Below are 15,217 nucleotides of genomic sequence, written 5' to 3'. Positions count from 1 at the left end.
GTGCATAAATATTTTGATAGGGAGTAGCGCATGACACGCATTCTGAACACGACGAAATGGGCCGTAGCGGCGCTGAGTCTCGGGCTGATGGCGGCATGCAACGATTCCGGATCCAATGACCAGGCCGCCCAGCAGCCCGCGGCCAGCAACCCGCCCGCCGCGCAAAGCACGCTCGCCGCCGCCAAGGCCGCCGGCAAGGTCCGCATCGGCTACGCCAACGAGGCTCCGTATGCCTATATGGATAGCAGCAAGAACCAGATTACCGGCGAAGCCGTGGAAATCGCCCGCATTGTTCTCAAGCGCATGGGCATCAACGAAGTGGAAGGGGTGTTGACAGAGTTCGGTTCGCTGATTCCCGGCTTGCAGGCCAAGCGCTTCGACATCATCGCCGCGGGCATGTACGTCACGCCCGAACGCTGCCAGCAAGTGGCGTTCTCGAATCCCACGTACGGCGTGGGCGAGGCATTCCTGGTGCAGAAGGGCAATCCCAAGGACCTGCACAGCTACGAAGACATCGCGAAGAAAGACGACGCCCGGCTGGGTGTGGTGGTAGGCGCGATTGAAGGCGAGTACGCCAGCAAGATGGATATTCCGGTCGACCGCGTAGTGGTGTTTCCCGACGTGGTCAGCGCCCTGTCGGGCATCCAGGCTGGCCGGGCCGACGCCTACGCCGCCACCGCGATGACGGTCAACGACCTGATGAAAAAAACCGCCGCCGGCGACCTGGAAAAAGCCGAGCCTTTCACTGATCCGGTCATCGACGGCAAGAGCGTGCGCGGCTACGGCGCGTTCGCCTTCCGCACGGACGACCAGGATTTTGTCGATGCGTTCAACGCCGAACTGGCCAAATTCATCGGCACCGAAGAGCACGCCAAGGTGGTCGAGCCGTTTGGCTTCACCAAGACCGAACTGCCCGGCGACGTGACCGCAGCCAAGCTGTGCGCGGCCAACGGCCAATAACGCGTGGCTATCTCATTGGAGGGGTTCGCGACATTGCTGCCGCCGCTGCTCGGCGGCTTGTCGATGACGCTGCGCATTACGGCCGGGGCGGCCTTGCTGGCGGTGCCGCTGGCGCTGGCTGCCGGGCTGGCGCGCTTGTCGCCGCACCGGTGGGTCCGCTGGCCTGCGCTGGCTTATGTGGAGGTGTTCCGCGGCACGTCGGCGCTGGTGCAACTGTTCTGGTTCTATTACGTGCTGCCGCTGTTCGGTCTGAAGCTGCCGGCGGTCACGGTGGGCATCGTGGTGCTGGCCGCCAATGCAGGCGCGTATGGCGCCGAAGTGGTGCGCGGCGCCATACTGGCGGTGGCGCCGGGGCAGCGTGAAGCCGCGGTGGCGCTGAACATGACCCCAGGCCGGATCATGCGGCGCATCGTACTGCCGCAGGCGTTTCCCGCCATGCTGCCGCCGGCCGGCAACCTGCTCATCGAGCTGCTGAAGAACACGGCCCTGGTATCGCTGATTACCATCACCGACCTGACTTTCCGCGGCCAGATGCTGCGCGCCGAAACCCTGCGCACCACTGAGGTGTTCATCTTGCTGCTGCTGCTGTATTTCGCCGTGGCGCTGGTCATCACGGCGGGCATCCGCCTGCTCGAGCGGAGGTTCAGGGTCCGATGAATCCAATTTTCGACTGGGCCTTCGCCTGGGAAATCCTGCCGGCGCTGGGCTCCGCGCTGGTGATCACGGTGCAGGCGACGGTGCTGGGCATGCTGCTGGCGGTGGTGCTGGGCCTGGTGCTGGCCATGCTGCGGCGCGCGCCCATGCGCTGGGTATCCGCGCCGGTGGCCGTGCTGATCGAGTTCGTGCGCAGCACGCCACTGCTGGTGCAGATGTATTTCCTGTTCTACGTGCTGCCGCAAAGCGGCGCGCGCATGTCGCCGCTGGCCACCGGCATTCTGGCGCTGGGCGTGCACTATGCGGCCTATTGCGCCGAAGTCTATCGCGCCGGCATCGAGTCGGTGCCGCGCGGCCAACTCGAAGCCGCCACGGCGCTGAATATGTCGCCCTGGCGCACCGCCGTGGGCGTGGTGCTGCCGCAAGCCATTCCGCCTGTGGTGCCGGCGCTGGGCAATTACCTGGTGGCAATGTTCAAAGACACGCCGCTGCTGTCGGCCATTACCGTGGTCGAGCTGCTGCAGCAGAGCAAGATCATTGGATCGGCCACCTTCCGCTATACCGAGCCGCTGACCCTGGTGGGCCTGCTGTTCCTGCTGCTGAGCCTGATTGCGGCCTGGGGCGTGCGCCGTCTGGAAGCATGGCTGAAAAAATTCGGAGGCTCGCGATGAGCGCAAGCATACGCTTGAACAATTTATGCAAACGCTACGGCGAACTCGAGGTGTTGCGCGGCATCGATCTCGACATCCCGGCAGGGCAAACGGTGTCCATCATTGGCCCGTCGGGATCGGGCAAGTCGACCCTGTTGCGCCTCTTGATGACGCTGGACCGTCCGACCAGTGGCGAGATCCTGATCGACGGCGAATCGATGTGGGTTGATGCGCAGGGCCGCGCCATGGGGCCCAATTCGGCGCACGTGCGGCGTGTGCGCGGCAAGATCGGCATGGTGTTCCAGCACTTTAATTTGTTCCCGCACAAGACCGCGCTGGGCAACGTGATGGAAGCGCCCGTTTACGTGGGCGGCGTGCCCCGTGACGAAGCCGCGCAGCGCGCGCGCGAGTACCTGGAGCTGGTGGGCCTGGGCGACAAGCTGGACACGTATCCGGCGCAGCTGTCGGGCGGGCAGAAGCAGCGCGTGGGCATTGCTCGCGCCCTGGCTATGCATCCCGAAATCATGCTGTTCGACGAAGTGACCTCGGCGCTCGATCCCGAACTGGTGGGCGGCATCCTGCAGATTCTGCGCGACCTGGCGGCCAAGCGCACGATGACCATGATCATCGTGACTCACCAGATGAGTTTTGCCGAGCGCAGCTCAGACCGCACCCTGTTTTTCGACCAGGGCAACGTCGTCGAGGACGCGGAATCGAGCGTGCTGTTCTCCAAGCCGCGCGAGGAGCGTACCCAGCAATTCCTGCAATCGGTGATCGAAGCAGTGTAGGGCCGGGCGGCTCTCACCTGGCGCCTTGCGGCCAGGCAGTGGCGAGCCGCTGGTCAGCGCACTTGCGCGTAGGCCTGCTTCAGGCCGGCGTGCAGGGCTTCGGCGAAATCGGGACGGGCCGGGTCCAGGTCGGACATCAGGCGCGCCAGCACGACGTTATCTTCTTCGCCGTGCCACAGTTTCACATAGGTGCCGGCCTTGTAGCCGTTTTCCTGGCGGAAGATGTTGAGCACATTCTTCGACACATACTGCGTGAAGGCGTCGTTCCACGACAATTCGCAGCGCGCCATCGTGCATTCAAGCGTCTTGTAGCTGGCGCGGCCGCAGACGGCCAGGCCGCCGATCAGTTCGAGCAGTTGCGGCACGTCGAGGTCGTTCAGGTGGTAAGTGCGGCCGTCGAGCGCGATGGCGTCGGGCGAGGCCAGGTCGGCCACCAGCAGCAGCGCCGCGTCGCCCGCCGAGCCGCCGGCCGACACCAGCGTGTGCGACAGGTAGAAATGCAGGATGTCGACCAGCTCCATCTGCACTTGCGGCAGGTCGATGGTCTGCTTCTTCCACCATTTCCAGCCATGGTGCTCGAGCGCTTCTGCGGATTCGACGAAGGCGGCGCGCAGAAAGCGCGAGCCGGCGGTGATCCATTGGGGGTTGATGATGCTGTTGAGGCGGTCCTGCAGTTTCAGCATGGTTGCCGCCTGGGCTTCTGTCAGTCCGACCGGGGTGTTGCTCACGTTCGCTCCGCAAAGTCTGTTGGCGTGGCCGCCATGGGCCGAAGATGTTAGCACCAAGCGGGGCAGGCCCCGCCGGGTCAGGCCTGGCGTTTCTTGCCGCCGGGCAGGGTGGACAGCGGTGGCAGCTTGGGCATCGGGCTGCGGTTCTGCGCGGCGCGCAATCGGCTGCCGCCCTTGAACAGCATGAATGCGCACACGGCCAGGAATACCACCGGGATCAGATCGTCGATGTCGATGGTGTCGCGGTCCAGGGCCGCGACCAGCCTGCTGATGGCGTGCCACAGGGCAAACATGCCGGCAATGGTCAGGCCCAGCGCGATGCGGCGCTGGCCGGTGCGCGCCGCCAACGTGGCCGGCGCCTCGGCGGATCCGGTCGGCGTGCTGCTCGGCGTGAAGGTGTCCGACGCTTCGGCTGGCTGCGCTGCGCCACGCCGGCCGCGGCCGGACACGCGCCGCTGGCGCGGCGGCACCTGCCCGGGCGAGCCGCCCGCCTGGCGGTTCAGCATTTCGATGTAGCGTACAAAATCACCGTCTTTGGGTTCGCCATCGAGGGCCATGGTGAAGTCCTGTGAAAGGCGGCCGGACGGCCGATGCGGTATCTTAACGCCTGCCGCCGCCGTGCAGGATGCCGCGGCGCCTTCCCCATTCATCGCGCACATATCTCCGACCACATGGATTCGCTGACACAAGCGGTGCTGGGCGCCGGCATCCAGGGAACCTTGCTGGGTCGCGCGCAAGGCCGCAAAGCCCTGCTGTATGGCGGCTTGCTGGCCACGCTGCCCGACCTGGACGTGCTGATGCACTATCCGGATCCGGTGTCGCTGATGACCTACCATCGCGGCTTTTCCCATTCGATATTCGTGCTGACCGCGCTCGCGGCGGTCCTGGCCGGGCTGGTGCGCAAGAAGTGGCCCAAGGCACCCTACAGCGGCGCGCGGCTGTTTCTGACGCTGTTTCTCGTGCTGGTGACTCACCCGATACTGGACGCCTTCACTGTCTACGGCACGCAGTTGTTCTGGCCATTGGCGCGCATTCCTGAAAGCTGGTCGGCGGTATTCATCATCGACCCCGTCTACACCTTGCCGCTGGCGGCCGCGGTGCTGGGCGCGGCGCTGTTCGGCTGCACGCGGCGAGCCCGCCGGGCGCTGGCCGCGGCGTTGGTGTTCAGCACCGTCTATCTGGGCGTGTCGCTGGCGGGCCGTTGGCACGCCGAACGACAGGTGACGCAGGCCCTGCGCGCGCAAGGAGTGCAGCCCTTGGCGCTGCTGGCCACGCCGATGCCGTTCAATACGCTGCTGTGGCGCGTGATCGCCAAGGACGGCCAGGGCCAGTACTACGAGGCCGTCAGCGGCTGGCTCGATCGCGGCCCGCCCGAAATGCTGGCCTTGCCGCTGCACCTGCCGCTGCGCGCCATTCTGGACGGTGTCGCGTTGCACGAACGGCTGCGCTGGTTCACCAACGACTGGCTGCGCTACGACGCGCTGGGCGACGCGCTGGTCGTCACCGATCTGCGCATGGGGGTGGCAGGCTATTACACGTTCCGGTTCGTCATGGCCGAGCGCGGCAGCGACGGCGCCTGGCAGGCCATCACGCCGCGCCGGTGGCCCAGCGGGCGTGGCGGCTGGCCACAAATGCGATTGCTGCTGGCGCGCATCTTCGACAGCGGCGCGCCCTTGCCCCTGGCCGATTGGGCCGCGCACGCCGTCGTGCCCGGCCCCACGCCGTAGCGCGCTACAGCCGGATGCCGGGTTCGTGCTTGATGGTCTGCATGACAATGTGGGTGTAGAACGCCTGCACGTTGTCGTCGTGTTCGAACAGCCGTTCGGCCAGCGCCAGGTAGTCGTCCATGTCGCGCACGTGCGCGATCACCACGCAGCTGACGTCGCCGGTGACCACATAGCATTGCGTGATCGCGGGTTCGCTGCGTACGCGCGCCATGAATTCCTGGCGGTGCGCGGCCCCGTGGCGGGCAAACTCTATCGTGACGACGGCCGACAGCCCGTGCGCGACCTGGGCAGGGTCTACCACGGCCACGATGCGGCGGATGACGCCGCTTTTCTTCAGCCGTTCGACGCGCCGCAGGCAGGCTGATGGCGACAAGCCGATGCGGCCGGCCAGGGCCGTATTGGACAGGTCGGCATCGCGCTGCAACTGGGCCAGTATGCGGTGGTCCAGGCTATCCAGTTCCATGACGAAATTTTTGTGTGCGAAATTATCAACTTAGCACAATAAAAATTCGTTTTACACAACAATATGCATGCCTATTTTGTGGTGCCTGACCTATCCTGGCGGTTCTTTGTTTTTCACTTTTTCTTTCCTCTTTTCGCTGCTGGATAGTCTCATGCCGTACCTGCTGAACCTGTTGCGCCGCAGCCGCCGGCTGTTCTGGGTCCTGATCAAGATCATGTTGCCCGTCATGGCGCTGGTGCAGGCTGGGCAGTGGCTGGGCTGGATCGACGCAATCGGGCACACCATCGCCCCGGCCATGGCGTTGCTGGACCTGCCGCCCGAGGCCGGCATGATCTGGGTCGCGGGCGTGTGCGTGGGGGTTTATGGCGCCATCGGTGCCCTGATCGGGTTGGCCCCGCAGCTCGACCTGAACGTGGCCCAGCTCAGCGCCTTGTGCGCCATGGTGCTGTTTGCCCATGGGCTGCCGGTCGAGCAGGCCATCGTGCGCCGGGCCGGCGCCAGCTTCTGGGCAACCGCTGCCTTGCGGCTGGGCGCGGCGGTGCTGTACGCGGCCGCCGTGGCCTGGGCCTGCCGCTGGGGCGGATGGCTGCAACAGCCGGTATCGCTGGGCTGGCTGCAGAGTTCGGCATTGGCCGCCGACGCCCAGGGCAGCGGCGTGCTCGACTGGCTGCGGGGCACCGCCATGTCGCTGCTGTTCACGTACGGGGTCATCGTGGCCTTGCTGGTCTTGCTGGACATTTTCGAGCGTACTGGCCTTACACGCGCCATCACCGCCATGCTGATGCCGTTGCTGCGCGTATCGGGGCTTGATGCGCGTGTGGCGCCGGTCACCACCGTGGGCGTGCTGCTGGGCCTGAGCTATGGCGGGGCGTTGATCATCGAGGAAGCCGACAAGAACCAGTTGCCGGCGCGCACGCGCTTCTTGGCGCTGGCCTGGATATCCCTGTCGCACTCGCTGATCGAAGATACGGCCCTGCTGCTGACGCTGGGCGCGGACATCTGGATCATCCTGGTGGGCCGCGTCGCGCTGACGCTGGCCGTGGTGGCGCTACTGGCCAGGCTGATCAAGGGCGGCGGGCCGGCCGACGCGCGCCTCAGCCCCGCGGCCGGATAGGGGGCCGGCTGGACAGGATCGGGCCGGCTCAGGTGTCTGACTCCCGCAGGGTGTCAGACACCTCTGACCTGCACCCTCAGCCGTCTTGCGGCAGCCGCGCGGCGATTTCGGCGATGAGCCGGCGCGCCGCATCCAGCTTGGATCCGGGCGGCAACGGGTGCGTGCCGTGCGCGTCGAACAGCACCAGCTCGGTAGAGTCCGCGTCCATCACTTTATGGGCGAGATTGCCCACCAGCAGCGGAATGCCCTTGCGCAACCGCTTGGCCTCGGCATGCTCGGCCAGTTTTTCGGTTTCGGCGGCGAAGCCCACGCACCATGGGCCGCCCTGCAGCTTGGCGACTTCAGCCAGGATGTCGGGATTCGGCTCGAATTCCAGTACTGGCGCGCCGCCGCCTTCGGAGGTTTTCTTCAGTTTCTGGCTGCTGATGTTCTTTACGCGCCAATCGGCTACGGCGGCCACGGCAATGAAGACGTCGGCGGTGTAGGCGTTGGCCATGACTGCGTCGTGCATCTGGCGGGCGGTGGTGACGGGCAGGGCGGTCACGCCGCGCGGCAGGGGCAGGGCGGTGGCGCCCGTGATCAGCGTGACGCGGGCGCCGGCTTCGCGCGCCGCGCGCGCCAGCGCGTAGCCGGTCTTGCCCGACGAGCGGTTGCTCAGCACGCGCACCGGATCCACCGGCTCGGACGTCGGGCCCGCGGTCAGCAGCACGTGGCGGCCTGCCAGCACCTTCGGCTGGAAGAAGGCGATCAGGTCGGTGAGCAGCTCATGCGCTTCCAGCATGCGGCCGTCGCCGGTTTCGCCACAGGCCTGCTCGCCCGACGCGGGACCCAGCACGGCGATGCCGTCGGCCTGCAACTGCGCCACATTGCGCTGGGTTGCGGGGTTGGCCCACATTTCGCGGTTCATGGCCGGCGCCACCAGCAGCGGGCAGGCGCGCGCCAGGCACAGCGTGGAGAGCAGGTCGTCGGCCAGCCCGTGCGCCAGCTTGGCCATGAAATCGGCGCTGGCCGGCGCCACCAGCACGGCATCGGCGCCGCGGGTGAGCTCGATGTGCGCCATGTTGTTGTCAATGCGCGCGTCCCAGGCGTCCAGGTATACCGGGCGGCCCGACAGCGCCTGCATGGTGACCGGGGTGATGAAGTGCGTGGCGGCCTGGGTCATCACGACGTCGACCACCGCGCCCTGTTCGGTCAGGCGTCGTACCAGCTCGGCGATCTTGTAGCAGGCGATACCGCCAGTCAGGCCGAGGACAATGCGTTTGCGGGCAAGATCGAGCATGGCGGGCCGGCGCACGAGGCGCCGTCAGTCGAGGCGGTGAAGGGAATATGGCAATTTTAAGCGCTGCGCGAGCGGCGGGCGCGCAGCAGTTCGTCCAGCACCAGCAGGATGGCGCCGCAGGTAATGCCGATGTCGGCGACGTTGAATGCCGGATACTGCCAGTCTTTCCAGTAGAAAAGCAGGAAATCGACGACGTGGCCGTATGCCACGCGGTCGATTACGTTGCCCAGCGCGCCGCCCAGGATCAGCGCCAGCGCCAGGCTGAACCGCGCCTGGCCGGCATGGCGGCGCAGCAGCCACACGATGACGACCGAGGCCACGATGCCCAACGCCGTAAACAGCCAGCGCTGCCAGCCGGCTTCGGAGGCCAGGAAGCTGAAGGCGGCGCCGCGGTTGTACACGAGCGTGAAGTCGAACACCGGCAGGACGTTGACGCGCTGGCCGTAGGCGAAGCTGGCGTTGAAATACAGCTTGGTGGCCTGGTCCAGGACGATCAGCAGCGCGGCCAGGGCCAGCCAGCGCCCGATACCCGGCGCGCGGCCCGTGACAGCATTGCCGGCGGAAACGGAGGGCATGGGTCAGGCCTTGTCGCGCGGTTCGCCCGCGCCGAACAGGTTGGTCACGCAGCGGCCGCAAATTTCGGGATGGTCGGCGTCGCTGCCCACATCCAGGCGCCAGTGCCAGCAGCGCTCGCACTTCTTGTGCGCCGACGGCGTGATCTCGACCCGCAATTCGCCCTGGGCCTCATGGACCGTGGCGCGCGAGACGATCAGTACGAAGCGCAGGTCGTCGCCCAGGCTGGCCAGCAGCGCGCGGTCGTCGCCGCCGGCGTACAGGTCGACCTCGGCCTGCAGCGACGAGCCGATGCCGCCTGCCGTGCGCACGTCTTCCAGCTTGCGCTGCACTTCGGCGCGGATGGCGCGCAGGCGCGCCCACTTGGCGGCCAGGGCGTCGGCGTCGGCGAAGGGCGGCAGCGCGTGGTAGACCTCGGTGAAGATCGTGGTGCGCGAGACGTCGGCCTGGTGCTGCAAGGCCGACTGGGCCAGTACTTGCCAGGCTTCTTCGGCGGTGAACGACAGGATCGGCGCCATCAGCTTGAGCAGCGCCTGGGTGATGTCGAGCAGGGCGGTCTGGGCCGAGCGGCGCGCCAGGCTGCCGGCCGCCGTGGTGTACAGGCGGTCTTTGAGAATGTCGAGGTAGAAGGCGCCCAGGTCTTCCGAGCAGAACGTCTGCAGGCGCGACACGGCCGGGTGGAAGTCGTAGCGCTCGTAGTGGGCCAGCACTTCGGCCTGCATCTGCGCGGTCATGGTGAGCGCGTAGCGGTCGATCTCGAACAGTTCGCCGTAGGGCACCGCCTGGCTGACCGCATCGAAGTCGGCCACGTTGGCCAGCAGGAAGCGCAGCGTGTTGCGGATGCGCCGGTATCCTTCGACCACGCGCTTGAGGATTTCGTCGGAAATCGACAGCTCGCCGGAGTAGTCGGTGGAGGCCACCCACAGGCGCAGGATTTCCGCGCCCAGCGAGTCGGACACCTTCTGCGGGGCGATCACGTTGCCCACCGATTTGCTCATCTTGCGGCCCTGGCCATCGACCACGAAGCCGTGCGTCAGCAGCGCCTTGTAGGGCGGCTGGCCATACAGCATGCAGCCGGTCAGCAGCGACGAATGGAACCAGCCGCGGTGCTGGTCGGAGCCTTCAAGGTATAGGTCGGCCGGCCAGGCCAGTTCGGCGCCGTGCGAGCCGCCCAGCGCCTGGTCTTTACCGCCCAGCACGGTGGCGTGCGTGGTGCCCGAGTCGAACCAGACGTCGAGCGTGTCGCGGTTCTTTTCGTATTGGTCGGCTTCGTCGCCCAGCAACTCGCGCGGGTCGAGCGATTGCCAGGCCTCGATGCCGTGCTGTTCGACGCGCTGGGCCACCTGCTCGAGCAGCTCGGCCGTGCGCGGATGCAGGGCGCCGGTTTCTTTGTGCACGAAGAAGGCCATCGGCACGCCCCACTGGCGCTGCCGCGACAGGGTCCAGTCGGGCCGGTTGGCGATCATGGCATGCAGGCGGGCGCGGCCCCACGACGGGTAGAACGCCGTGGCGTCGATGCCGGCCAGCGCACTTTCGCGCAGTGTGGGGCCGCCGTCGGCCGGCTTGACGTCCATGCCGGCGAACCACTGGCTGGTGGCGCGATAGATGATGGGCGTCTTGTGGCGCCAGCAGTGCATATAGCTGTGCGACAGCTTCTGCACGTCCATCAGTGAGCCGGCAGCCTTCAGGGCCTCGATGATGCGCGGGTTGGCGTCCCAGATCGACAGCCCGCCGAACAGCGGCAGGCTGTCGGCGTACTTGCCATCGCCCAGCACCGGATTCAGGATGTCGTCGTCGGACAGGCCGTGCGCCTTGCACGACACGAAGTCTTCAATGCCATAGGCGGGCGCCGAGTGCACCACGCCCGTGCCGGCGTCCAGCGTCACGTAGTCGCCAAGGTACACCGGCGAGGTGCGCGCATAGCCGGCGTCGGCCGACGCCAGCGGATGATGAAAACGCAGGCCGGACAGCGCCGCGCCGGGTGCGGTGGCGATGACTTCGCCTTGCAGGCCCCAGGCCTTCAGGCAGGCCTCGACGCGCTCGCGGGCCAGCAGCAGCAGCGGACCATGGGCCGGCGCCGGTGTGGCGCGCACCAGCGCGTATTCCAGCTCGGGGTGCATGTTCAGCGCCTGGTTGGCGGGAATCGTCCAGGGCGTGGTGGTCCAGATCACCACCGCGCCGTCGTCGACCGAGTCCAGGCCGAAGGCCGCGGCCAGGCCTGGCTTGTCGGCGAACGGGAACGCCACGTCCACCGCCGGGTCGACGCGGTCGGCGTATTCGACTTCGGCCTCGGCCAGGGCCGAGCCACAGTCGAAACACCAGTTCACCGGCTTCAGGCCGCGGAACACATAGCCCTTTTGCAGAATGCCGCCCAACGCCCGGATTTCATTGGCTTCATTGCTGAAGTTCATGGTCAGGTAGGGGCGGTCCCATTCGCCCAGCACGCCCAGGCGCTTGAAGTCTTTGCGCTGGCGGTCGATCTGCTCGAGCGCGTAGGCGCGCGCTTTGGCCTGCACCTCGGTCACGGGCAGGTGTTTGCCGAATTTTTTCTCGATCTGGATCTCGATCGGCATGCCGTGGCAGTCCCAGCCCGGCACATAGTGCGCGTCATAGCCGGCCATGTTGCGGCTTTTGACGATGATGTCTTTCAGGACCTTGTTGACCGCGTGGCCGATATGGATGTCGCCGTTGGCATACGGCGGCCCGTCGTGCAGCACGAAGCGCGGCCGCCCGCGGCTGGCCGCGCGGATGGCCTGGTACACGTGGTTTTCTTCCCACTGGGCAACCCAGGCGGGTTCGCGCTTGGCGAGGTCGCCCCGCATGGGGAAGGGGGTGTCGGGCAGGTTGAGGGTTTTTTTATAGTCCATGAACGGCAAAATAGGCGCGCGCGTTTCGCGCGTCTTCGGCGATGGCGGCAGTCAGGGATGGGAGATCGGGGAACTTTTCTTCGTCCCGCAGTTTGTGCAGGAACTCGACTCGCACGAGTTTACCGTATGCGTCGGCCGGGCCATCGAGCAGATGGGCCTCGAGCAGTACCCGCCCGTGGTCTTCGACCGTGGGCCGCACGCCCAGGCTGGCCACTGCCGGGCGAGGCTGCGCGCCCAGGCCGTGGGCGCGCACGACGTAGATGCCGGAACGCGCGGCGCAGCGCGGCGCCACGCGCAGGTTCAGGGTAGGAAAGCCGAGCGTGCGGCCCAGCTTCTGGCCGTGGATGACATGCCCGCTGATCTGGTAAGGGCGGCCCAGCAGGTCTTGCGCCCGCGCCAGGTCGCCCACCGCCAGCGCGGTGCGCACTTCCGAGCTCGACACCCGGTGGCCGTGGCGGTCGGTGATGTCGGCCAGGGTCTGCACCTCGAAACCGTGCATCATGCCGGCCTCGCGCAGCAGGTCGATGTCGCCGCTGCGCTTGCGGCCGAACCGGAAGTCTTCGCCCACCAGCAGCCAGCGCGTCTGCAGGCGGGCCACCAGCAGGTCTTCGATGAAGGCATTGGCCGACATTTCGGCCAGGCGCGCATTGAAGCGCTCGATCACCACCTGCGCCATGCCCTGGCAGGCCAGCGCCTCGAGCTTGTCACGCAGGCCCGAAATGCGCGTGGGAGCCAGTTCGGGGCGCTGGTTCAGGGCGGCGAAGTATTCGCGCGGATGCGGCTCGAAGGTCATGACCGTGGGCAGCAGGCCGCGCTCGCGCGCGGCTTGCCGCACGCGGGCCAGGATGGCCTGGTGGCCGCGGTGCACGCCATCGAAATTGCCGATAGTGAGCGCGCAAGGGGTGCGCTGCGCGGGCGGCGGCGCGGATCGGTATAGGTGCAGCGAGGTTTTCACGACCGAGAGTTTACAATTTTGGGTTGGCTCGCCTTTGGAATATCTCATCTTGCCCGAATCTTCACCTTCTTCGCGCCGCCTGGTCATCCTGATATCGGGGCGGGGCAGCAACATGCAGGCTTTGGTGCAGGCCTGCCGCGAGCAGGCGTGGCCCGCGGAGGTCAGCGCGGTCATTGCCAGCCGGCCCGACGCGGCAGGCCTGCAGTGGGCGCGCGAGCAGGGCATCGCCACCGGGGCGCTGTACCATAAAGACTTCCCCAGCCGCGAGGCGTTCGACGCCGCGCTGGCTGCCGCCATCGACCAGCACCGGCCCGACTACGTGCTGCTGGCCGGCTTCATGCGCGTGCTGACGCCCGCGTTTGTCAACCACTATGCCGGCCGGCTGGTGAACATCCACCCGTCGCTGCTGCCCATGTTTCCGGGCCTGCACACGCACGCCCAGGCGCTGGCCACCGGTGTGCGCCTGCATGGCTGCACCGTGCATTTCGTCACCCCCGTGCTCGATCACGGGCCTATCATCGCGCAAGGCTGCGTGCCGGTATTGGCGGGCGACACGCCCGAAACCCTGGCCCGGCGCGTGCTGCAGGTCGAACACCAGGCTTATCCCGCGGCGGTGCGGTGGCTGGCCGAAGGGCGGGTGCGCCTGACGCCGGACCAGCGTGTCGAAGTCGAGGGTGAGCCACAGCGCCTCTTCATGGGGGGCGGCGCGGCCTGACGCCGCTCGCCGCACCTCCGGTAGTCTGACCAGCCGGGGCGCATGCCCCGGCGTCGATTGGAAGCATCATGAGCAAGAATCCCACTTCCCGGCCGCGCAGCGCCGGCGCGCCCGGCGCGCGGCGGGCCAATTCGCGCGGCGATTCCCGCCGCGCGCCGGCCGGCCAGGCGGCCACGCAGCCGCGCACGCCACCCGCCGTCATACGCATCGACCAGGTCCAGCGCGTGCTGGGCGAAATCCTGCAATGGCAGTACCCGGCCGATGCGGCCCTGTCGCACTGGCTGCGCGCCCATCCGGCGTTGGGCGGACGCGATCGGGCCGAAGTCGCCGAGGCTGTCTACGATGTGCTGCGCCACCTGCGCCGCTATCGGCAATTGTCGGAAAGCGGCAGTGGCGCGGCGTCGCGGCGCCTGGCCATTCTGGGCCTGGCCGCCACCCTGGGCGCCGCAGCGCTGCGCGATGGCCTGGACCCGGCCGAAGACGAATGGCTGCAGCGTGTTGGCCGCATCGACCCGGCAACGCTGCCGCGCGCCGTGCGCGCCAGCATGCCCGACTGGCTGGACGAGCGGCTGGGTCGCCTGGAGGACCCGGACGCCCTCATGGCGGCGCTGAACCGCCCCGCGCCCCTCGACCTGCGCGTCAACCCGCTCAAGGCCGAGCGCGATGCCGCGCTGGCCGCCTTGGTCAATAGCCCGGCCGCGCGTTTCGACCCTCAGCCCACGCCGCATTCGCCATGGGGCATACGACTGGCAGGCCGGCCGTCGGTCAACCGCTGGCCGCAGTTCGAGAACGGCAGCCTCGAGGTGCAGGACGAGGGCAGCCAGCTGCTGGCCCTGCTGGTGGGGCCGCGGCGCGGCGAAATGATCATCGACTTCTGCGCCGGCGCGGGCGGCAAGACCTTGCTGCTGGGGGCGCTGATGCGCTCCACCGGGCGGCTGTACGCCTTCGACGTGTCGGCCGCCCGTCTGGCCCGCGCCAAGCCGCGCTTCGCGCGCAGCGGGCTGTCCAACGTGGTTCCGGTGGCTATCGACAGCGAGAACGACACGCGGGTCAAGCGGCTGGCAGGCAAGGCCCAGCGCGTGCTGGTCGACGCGCCGTGCAGCGGCATCGGTACGTTGCGCCGCAACCCCGACCTGAAATGGCGCCAGCATCCCGAAGCACTGACCGAGCTGTGCGCGCTGCAGACCCGTATCCTGAACAGCGCCGCGCGCTGCGTGGCGCCCGGCGGGCGGCTGGTTTATGCCACCTGCAGCCTGCTGGCCGAAGAAAATGCCGCGCAGGCCGAGCAATTCCTGGCCGCGCACCCCGATTTTGAGTTGATCGACGGCGCCGCCTTGCTCGCAAGCCGGTGCCCAGACCTGCACCTGGACGGGCCGTATGTGCAATTGCGTCCCGACCTGCATGGCACCGACGGTTTCTTCGCGGCGGTATTCGAGCGTAAAAAAGCGGCCGCCAAACAGCCGCCGGCGCCCGATGCCACAGCGGTCGATGCCGCAGCGGTCGATGCCGCAGCGGTCGATGCAGCGGCAGTCGGTGCCGCGGCAGTCGGTGCCGCGGCGGTCGATGCCGCAGCGGTTGATGCAGCGGCAGTCGGTGCCGCGGCGGTTGATGCAGCAGCGGTCGATGCAGCAGCGGTCGATGCAGCGGCCGGCGCGGCCACGGCGCAGGCCGATACCGCGGTCGCCGATGAAGCCGCCAGCGCCGATGCGCCACCCCACCCGGCGGCGCCTGGCGCCTGACGGAG

At 67.5% G+C, this 15,217-nt stretch carries 15 protein-coding genes; 8 read left to right on the top strand and 7 right to left on the bottom strand.

From position 1 onward, the window contains the following. Positions 1-30: 30 nt before the first annotated feature. From ehuB to ehuA, 4 genes are all read left to right on the top strand, one after another. Positions 31-960 (top strand): ectoine/hydroxyectoine ABC transporter substrate-binding protein EhuB, encoded by a 930-nt coding sequence (ehuB, locus tag BPET_RS14315; RefSeq protein ID WP_012249733.1) that lies wholly within the window; start codon positions 31-33, stop codon positions 958-960. 63 nt (positions 961-1,023) lie between these two features. Further along, positions 1,024-1,617: an ectoine/hydroxyectoine ABC transporter permease subunit EhuC gene (gene ehuC / locus BPET_RS14310; protein WP_012249732.1), complete on the top strand. Its 594-nt coding sequence runs from the start codon at positions 1,024-1,026 to the stop codon at positions 1,615-1,617. Then, entirely contained in the window at positions 1,614-2,285 is a 672-nt protein-coding gene (gene ehuD, locus BPET_RS14305; RefSeq protein ID WP_012249731.1) for an ectoine/hydroxyectoine ABC transporter permease subunit EhuD, read from the top strand. Before ehuC ends, ehuD begins: the two co-directional genes overlap by 4 nt. Beyond that, a complete protein-coding gene (ehuA, locus tag BPET_RS14300) occupies positions 2,282-3,052 on the top strand; it encodes an ectoine/hydroxyectoine ABC transporter ATP-binding protein EhuA (protein WP_012249730.1) in 771 nt (256 codons plus the stop codon). The genes ehuD and ehuA overlap by 4 nt, the downstream gene beginning before the upstream one ends. Before the next feature lie 53 nt (positions 3,053-3,105). Here ehuA and BPET_RS14295 read toward each other — a convergent pair whose 3' ends face one another. Beyond that, on the bottom strand, positions 3,106-3,735 hold the full coding sequence (locus BPET_RS14295; RefSeq protein WP_173376872.1) for a dUTP diphosphatase: 630 nt from the start codon (positions 3,733-3,735) through the stop codon (positions 3,106-3,108). Between the two features lie 122 nt (positions 3,736-3,857). Then, on the bottom strand, positions 3,858-4,337 hold the full coding sequence (locus BPET_RS14290; RefSeq protein ID WP_050978244.1) for a hypothetical protein: 480 nt from the start codon (positions 4,335-4,337) through the stop codon (positions 3,858-3,860). Between the two features lie 114 nt (positions 4,338-4,451). Between BPET_RS14290 and BPET_RS14285 the strand changes: the two genes are divergently transcribed. After that, positions 4,452-5,507, top strand: a complete 1,056-nt coding sequence (locus tag BPET_RS14285) for a metal-dependent hydrolase (RefSeq protein ID WP_041862927.1) — start codon at positions 4,452-4,454, stop codon at positions 5,505-5,507. A gap of 4 nt (positions 5,508-5,511) precedes the next feature. Here BPET_RS14285 and BPET_RS14280 read toward each other — a convergent pair whose 3' ends face one another. Further along, on the bottom strand, positions 5,512-5,970 hold the full coding sequence (locus tag BPET_RS14280) for an Lrp/AsnC family transcriptional regulator (RefSeq protein WP_012249726.1): 459 nt from the start codon (positions 5,968-5,970) through the stop codon (positions 5,512-5,514). Positions 5,971-6,121: 151 nt separating this feature from the next. Between BPET_RS14280 and BPET_RS14275 the strand changes: the two genes are divergently transcribed. Further along, a complete protein-coding gene (locus tag BPET_RS14275; RefSeq protein WP_050978243.1) occupies positions 6,122-7,084 on the top strand; it encodes a hypothetical protein in 963 nt (320 codons plus the stop codon). 76 nt (positions 7,085-7,160) lie between these two features. Here BPET_RS14275 and coaBC read toward each other — a convergent pair whose 3' ends face one another. From coaBC to BPET_RS14255, 4 genes are read right to left on the bottom strand one after another with little or no spacing between them, the layout of a single operon-like run. Continuing rightward, on the bottom strand, positions 7,161-8,363 hold the full coding sequence (gene coaBC / locus BPET_RS14270; protein ID WP_012249724.1) for a bifunctional phosphopantothenoylcysteine decarboxylase/phosphopantothenate--cysteine ligase CoaBC: 1,203 nt from the start codon (positions 8,361-8,363) through the stop codon (positions 7,161-7,163). Positions 8,364-8,419: 56 nt separating this feature from the next. Further along, complete coding sequence (gene lspA, locus BPET_RS14265; protein WP_012249723.1) at positions 8,420-8,938, bottom strand: signal peptidase II; 519 nt, start codon at positions 8,936-8,938, stop codon at positions 8,420-8,422. Positions 8,939-8,941: 3 nt separating this feature from the next. Then, complete coding sequence (gene ileS / locus BPET_RS14260) at positions 8,942-11,803, bottom strand: isoleucine--tRNA ligase (RefSeq protein WP_012249722.1); 2,862 nt, start codon at positions 11,801-11,803, stop codon at positions 8,942-8,944. Further along, positions 11,793-12,758, bottom strand: coding sequence for a bifunctional riboflavin kinase/FAD synthetase (locus BPET_RS14255; RefSeq protein WP_012249720.1), 966 nt, complete (start codon positions 12,756-12,758; stop codon positions 11,793-11,795). Before BPET_RS14255 ends, ileS begins: the two co-directional genes overlap by 11 nt. 112 nt (positions 12,759-12,870) lie before the next feature. On the opposite strand from BPET_RS14255, the gene purN reads away from it, so the two are divergent. Together purN and BPET_RS14245 are read left to right on the top strand one after the other, a co-directional pair. Next, complete coding sequence (purN, locus tag BPET_RS14250) at positions 12,871-13,473, top strand: phosphoribosylglycinamide formyltransferase (protein ID WP_407921187.1); 603 nt, start codon at positions 12,871-12,873, stop codon at positions 13,471-13,473. A gap of 68 nt (positions 13,474-13,541) precedes the next feature. Continuing rightward, the gene (locus tag BPET_RS14245; RefSeq protein ID WP_012249719.1) at positions 13,542-15,212 is read left to right on the top strand and encodes an RsmB/NOP family class I SAM-dependent RNA methyltransferase; all 1,671 of its coding nucleotides are present in this window, start codon (positions 13,542-13,544) and stop codon (positions 15,210-15,212) included. Positions 15,213-15,217 lie beyond the last annotated feature (5 nt).

Origin of the sequence: Bordetella petrii (assembly GCF_000067205.1) — a bacterium.
GTDB classification, from domain to species: domain Bacteria; phylum Pseudomonadota; class Gammaproteobacteria; order Burkholderiales; family Burkholderiaceae_B; genus Bordetella_A; species Bordetella_A petrii.
The sequence above is the reverse complement of the archived record's forward strand: the minus strand, read 5'-3'. Positions and strand labels throughout refer to the sequence as shown.

Bases quoted from the DNA above. Each gene is read 5' to 3' on its own strand.
- BPET_RS14245 (WP_012249719.1), top strand. From the start codon at position 13,542: ATGAGCAAGAATCCCACTTCCCGGCCGCGCAGCGCCGGCGCGCCCGGC.
- lspA (WP_012249723.1), bottom strand. From the start codon at position 8,938: ATGCCCTCCGTTTCCGCCGGCAATGCTGTCACGGGCCGCGCGCCGGGT.
- ehuB (WP_012249733.1), top strand. From the start codon at position 31: ATGACACGCATTCTGAACACGACGAAATGGGCCGTAGCGGCGCTGAGT.
- ileS (WP_012249722.1), bottom strand. From the start codon at position 11,803: ATGGACTATAAAAAAACCCTCAACCTGCCCGACACCCCCTTCCCCATG.
- BPET_RS14295 (WP_173376872.1), bottom strand. From the start codon at position 3,735: ATGCTGAAACTGCAGGACCGCCTCAACAGCATCATCAACCCCCAATGG.
- ehuA (WP_012249730.1), top strand. From the start codon at position 2,282: ATGAGCGCAAGCATACGCTTGAACAATTTATGCAAACGCTACGGCGAA.
- BPET_RS14285 (WP_041862927.1), top strand. From the start codon at position 4,452: ATGGATTCGCTGACACAAGCGGTGCTGGGCGCCGGCATCCAGGGAACC.
- BPET_RS14290 (WP_050978244.1), bottom strand. From the start codon at position 4,337: ATGGCCCTCGATGGCGAACCCAAAGACGGTGATTTTGTACGCTACATC.
- purN (WP_407921187.1), top strand. From the start codon at position 12,871: ATGCAGGCTTTGGTGCAGGCCTGCCGCGAGCAGGCGTGGCCCGCGGAG.
- ehuC (WP_012249732.1), top strand. From the start codon at position 1,024: ATGACGCTGCGCATTACGGCCGGGGCGGCCTTGCTGGCGGTGCCGCTG.
- BPET_RS14280 (WP_012249726.1), bottom strand. From the start codon at position 5,970: ATGGAACTGGATAGCCTGGACCACCGCATACTGGCCCAGTTGCAGCGC.
- coaBC (WP_012249724.1), bottom strand. From the start codon at position 8,363: ATGCTCGATCTTGCCCGCAAACGCATTGTCCTCGGCCTGACTGGCGGT.
- BPET_RS14275 (WP_050978243.1), top strand. From the start codon at position 6,122: ATGCCGTACCTGCTGAACCTGTTGCGCCGCAGCCGCCGGCTGTTCTGG.
- ehuD (WP_012249731.1), top strand. From the start codon at position 1,614: ATGAATCCAATTTTCGACTGGGCCTTCGCCTGGGAAATCCTGCCGGCG.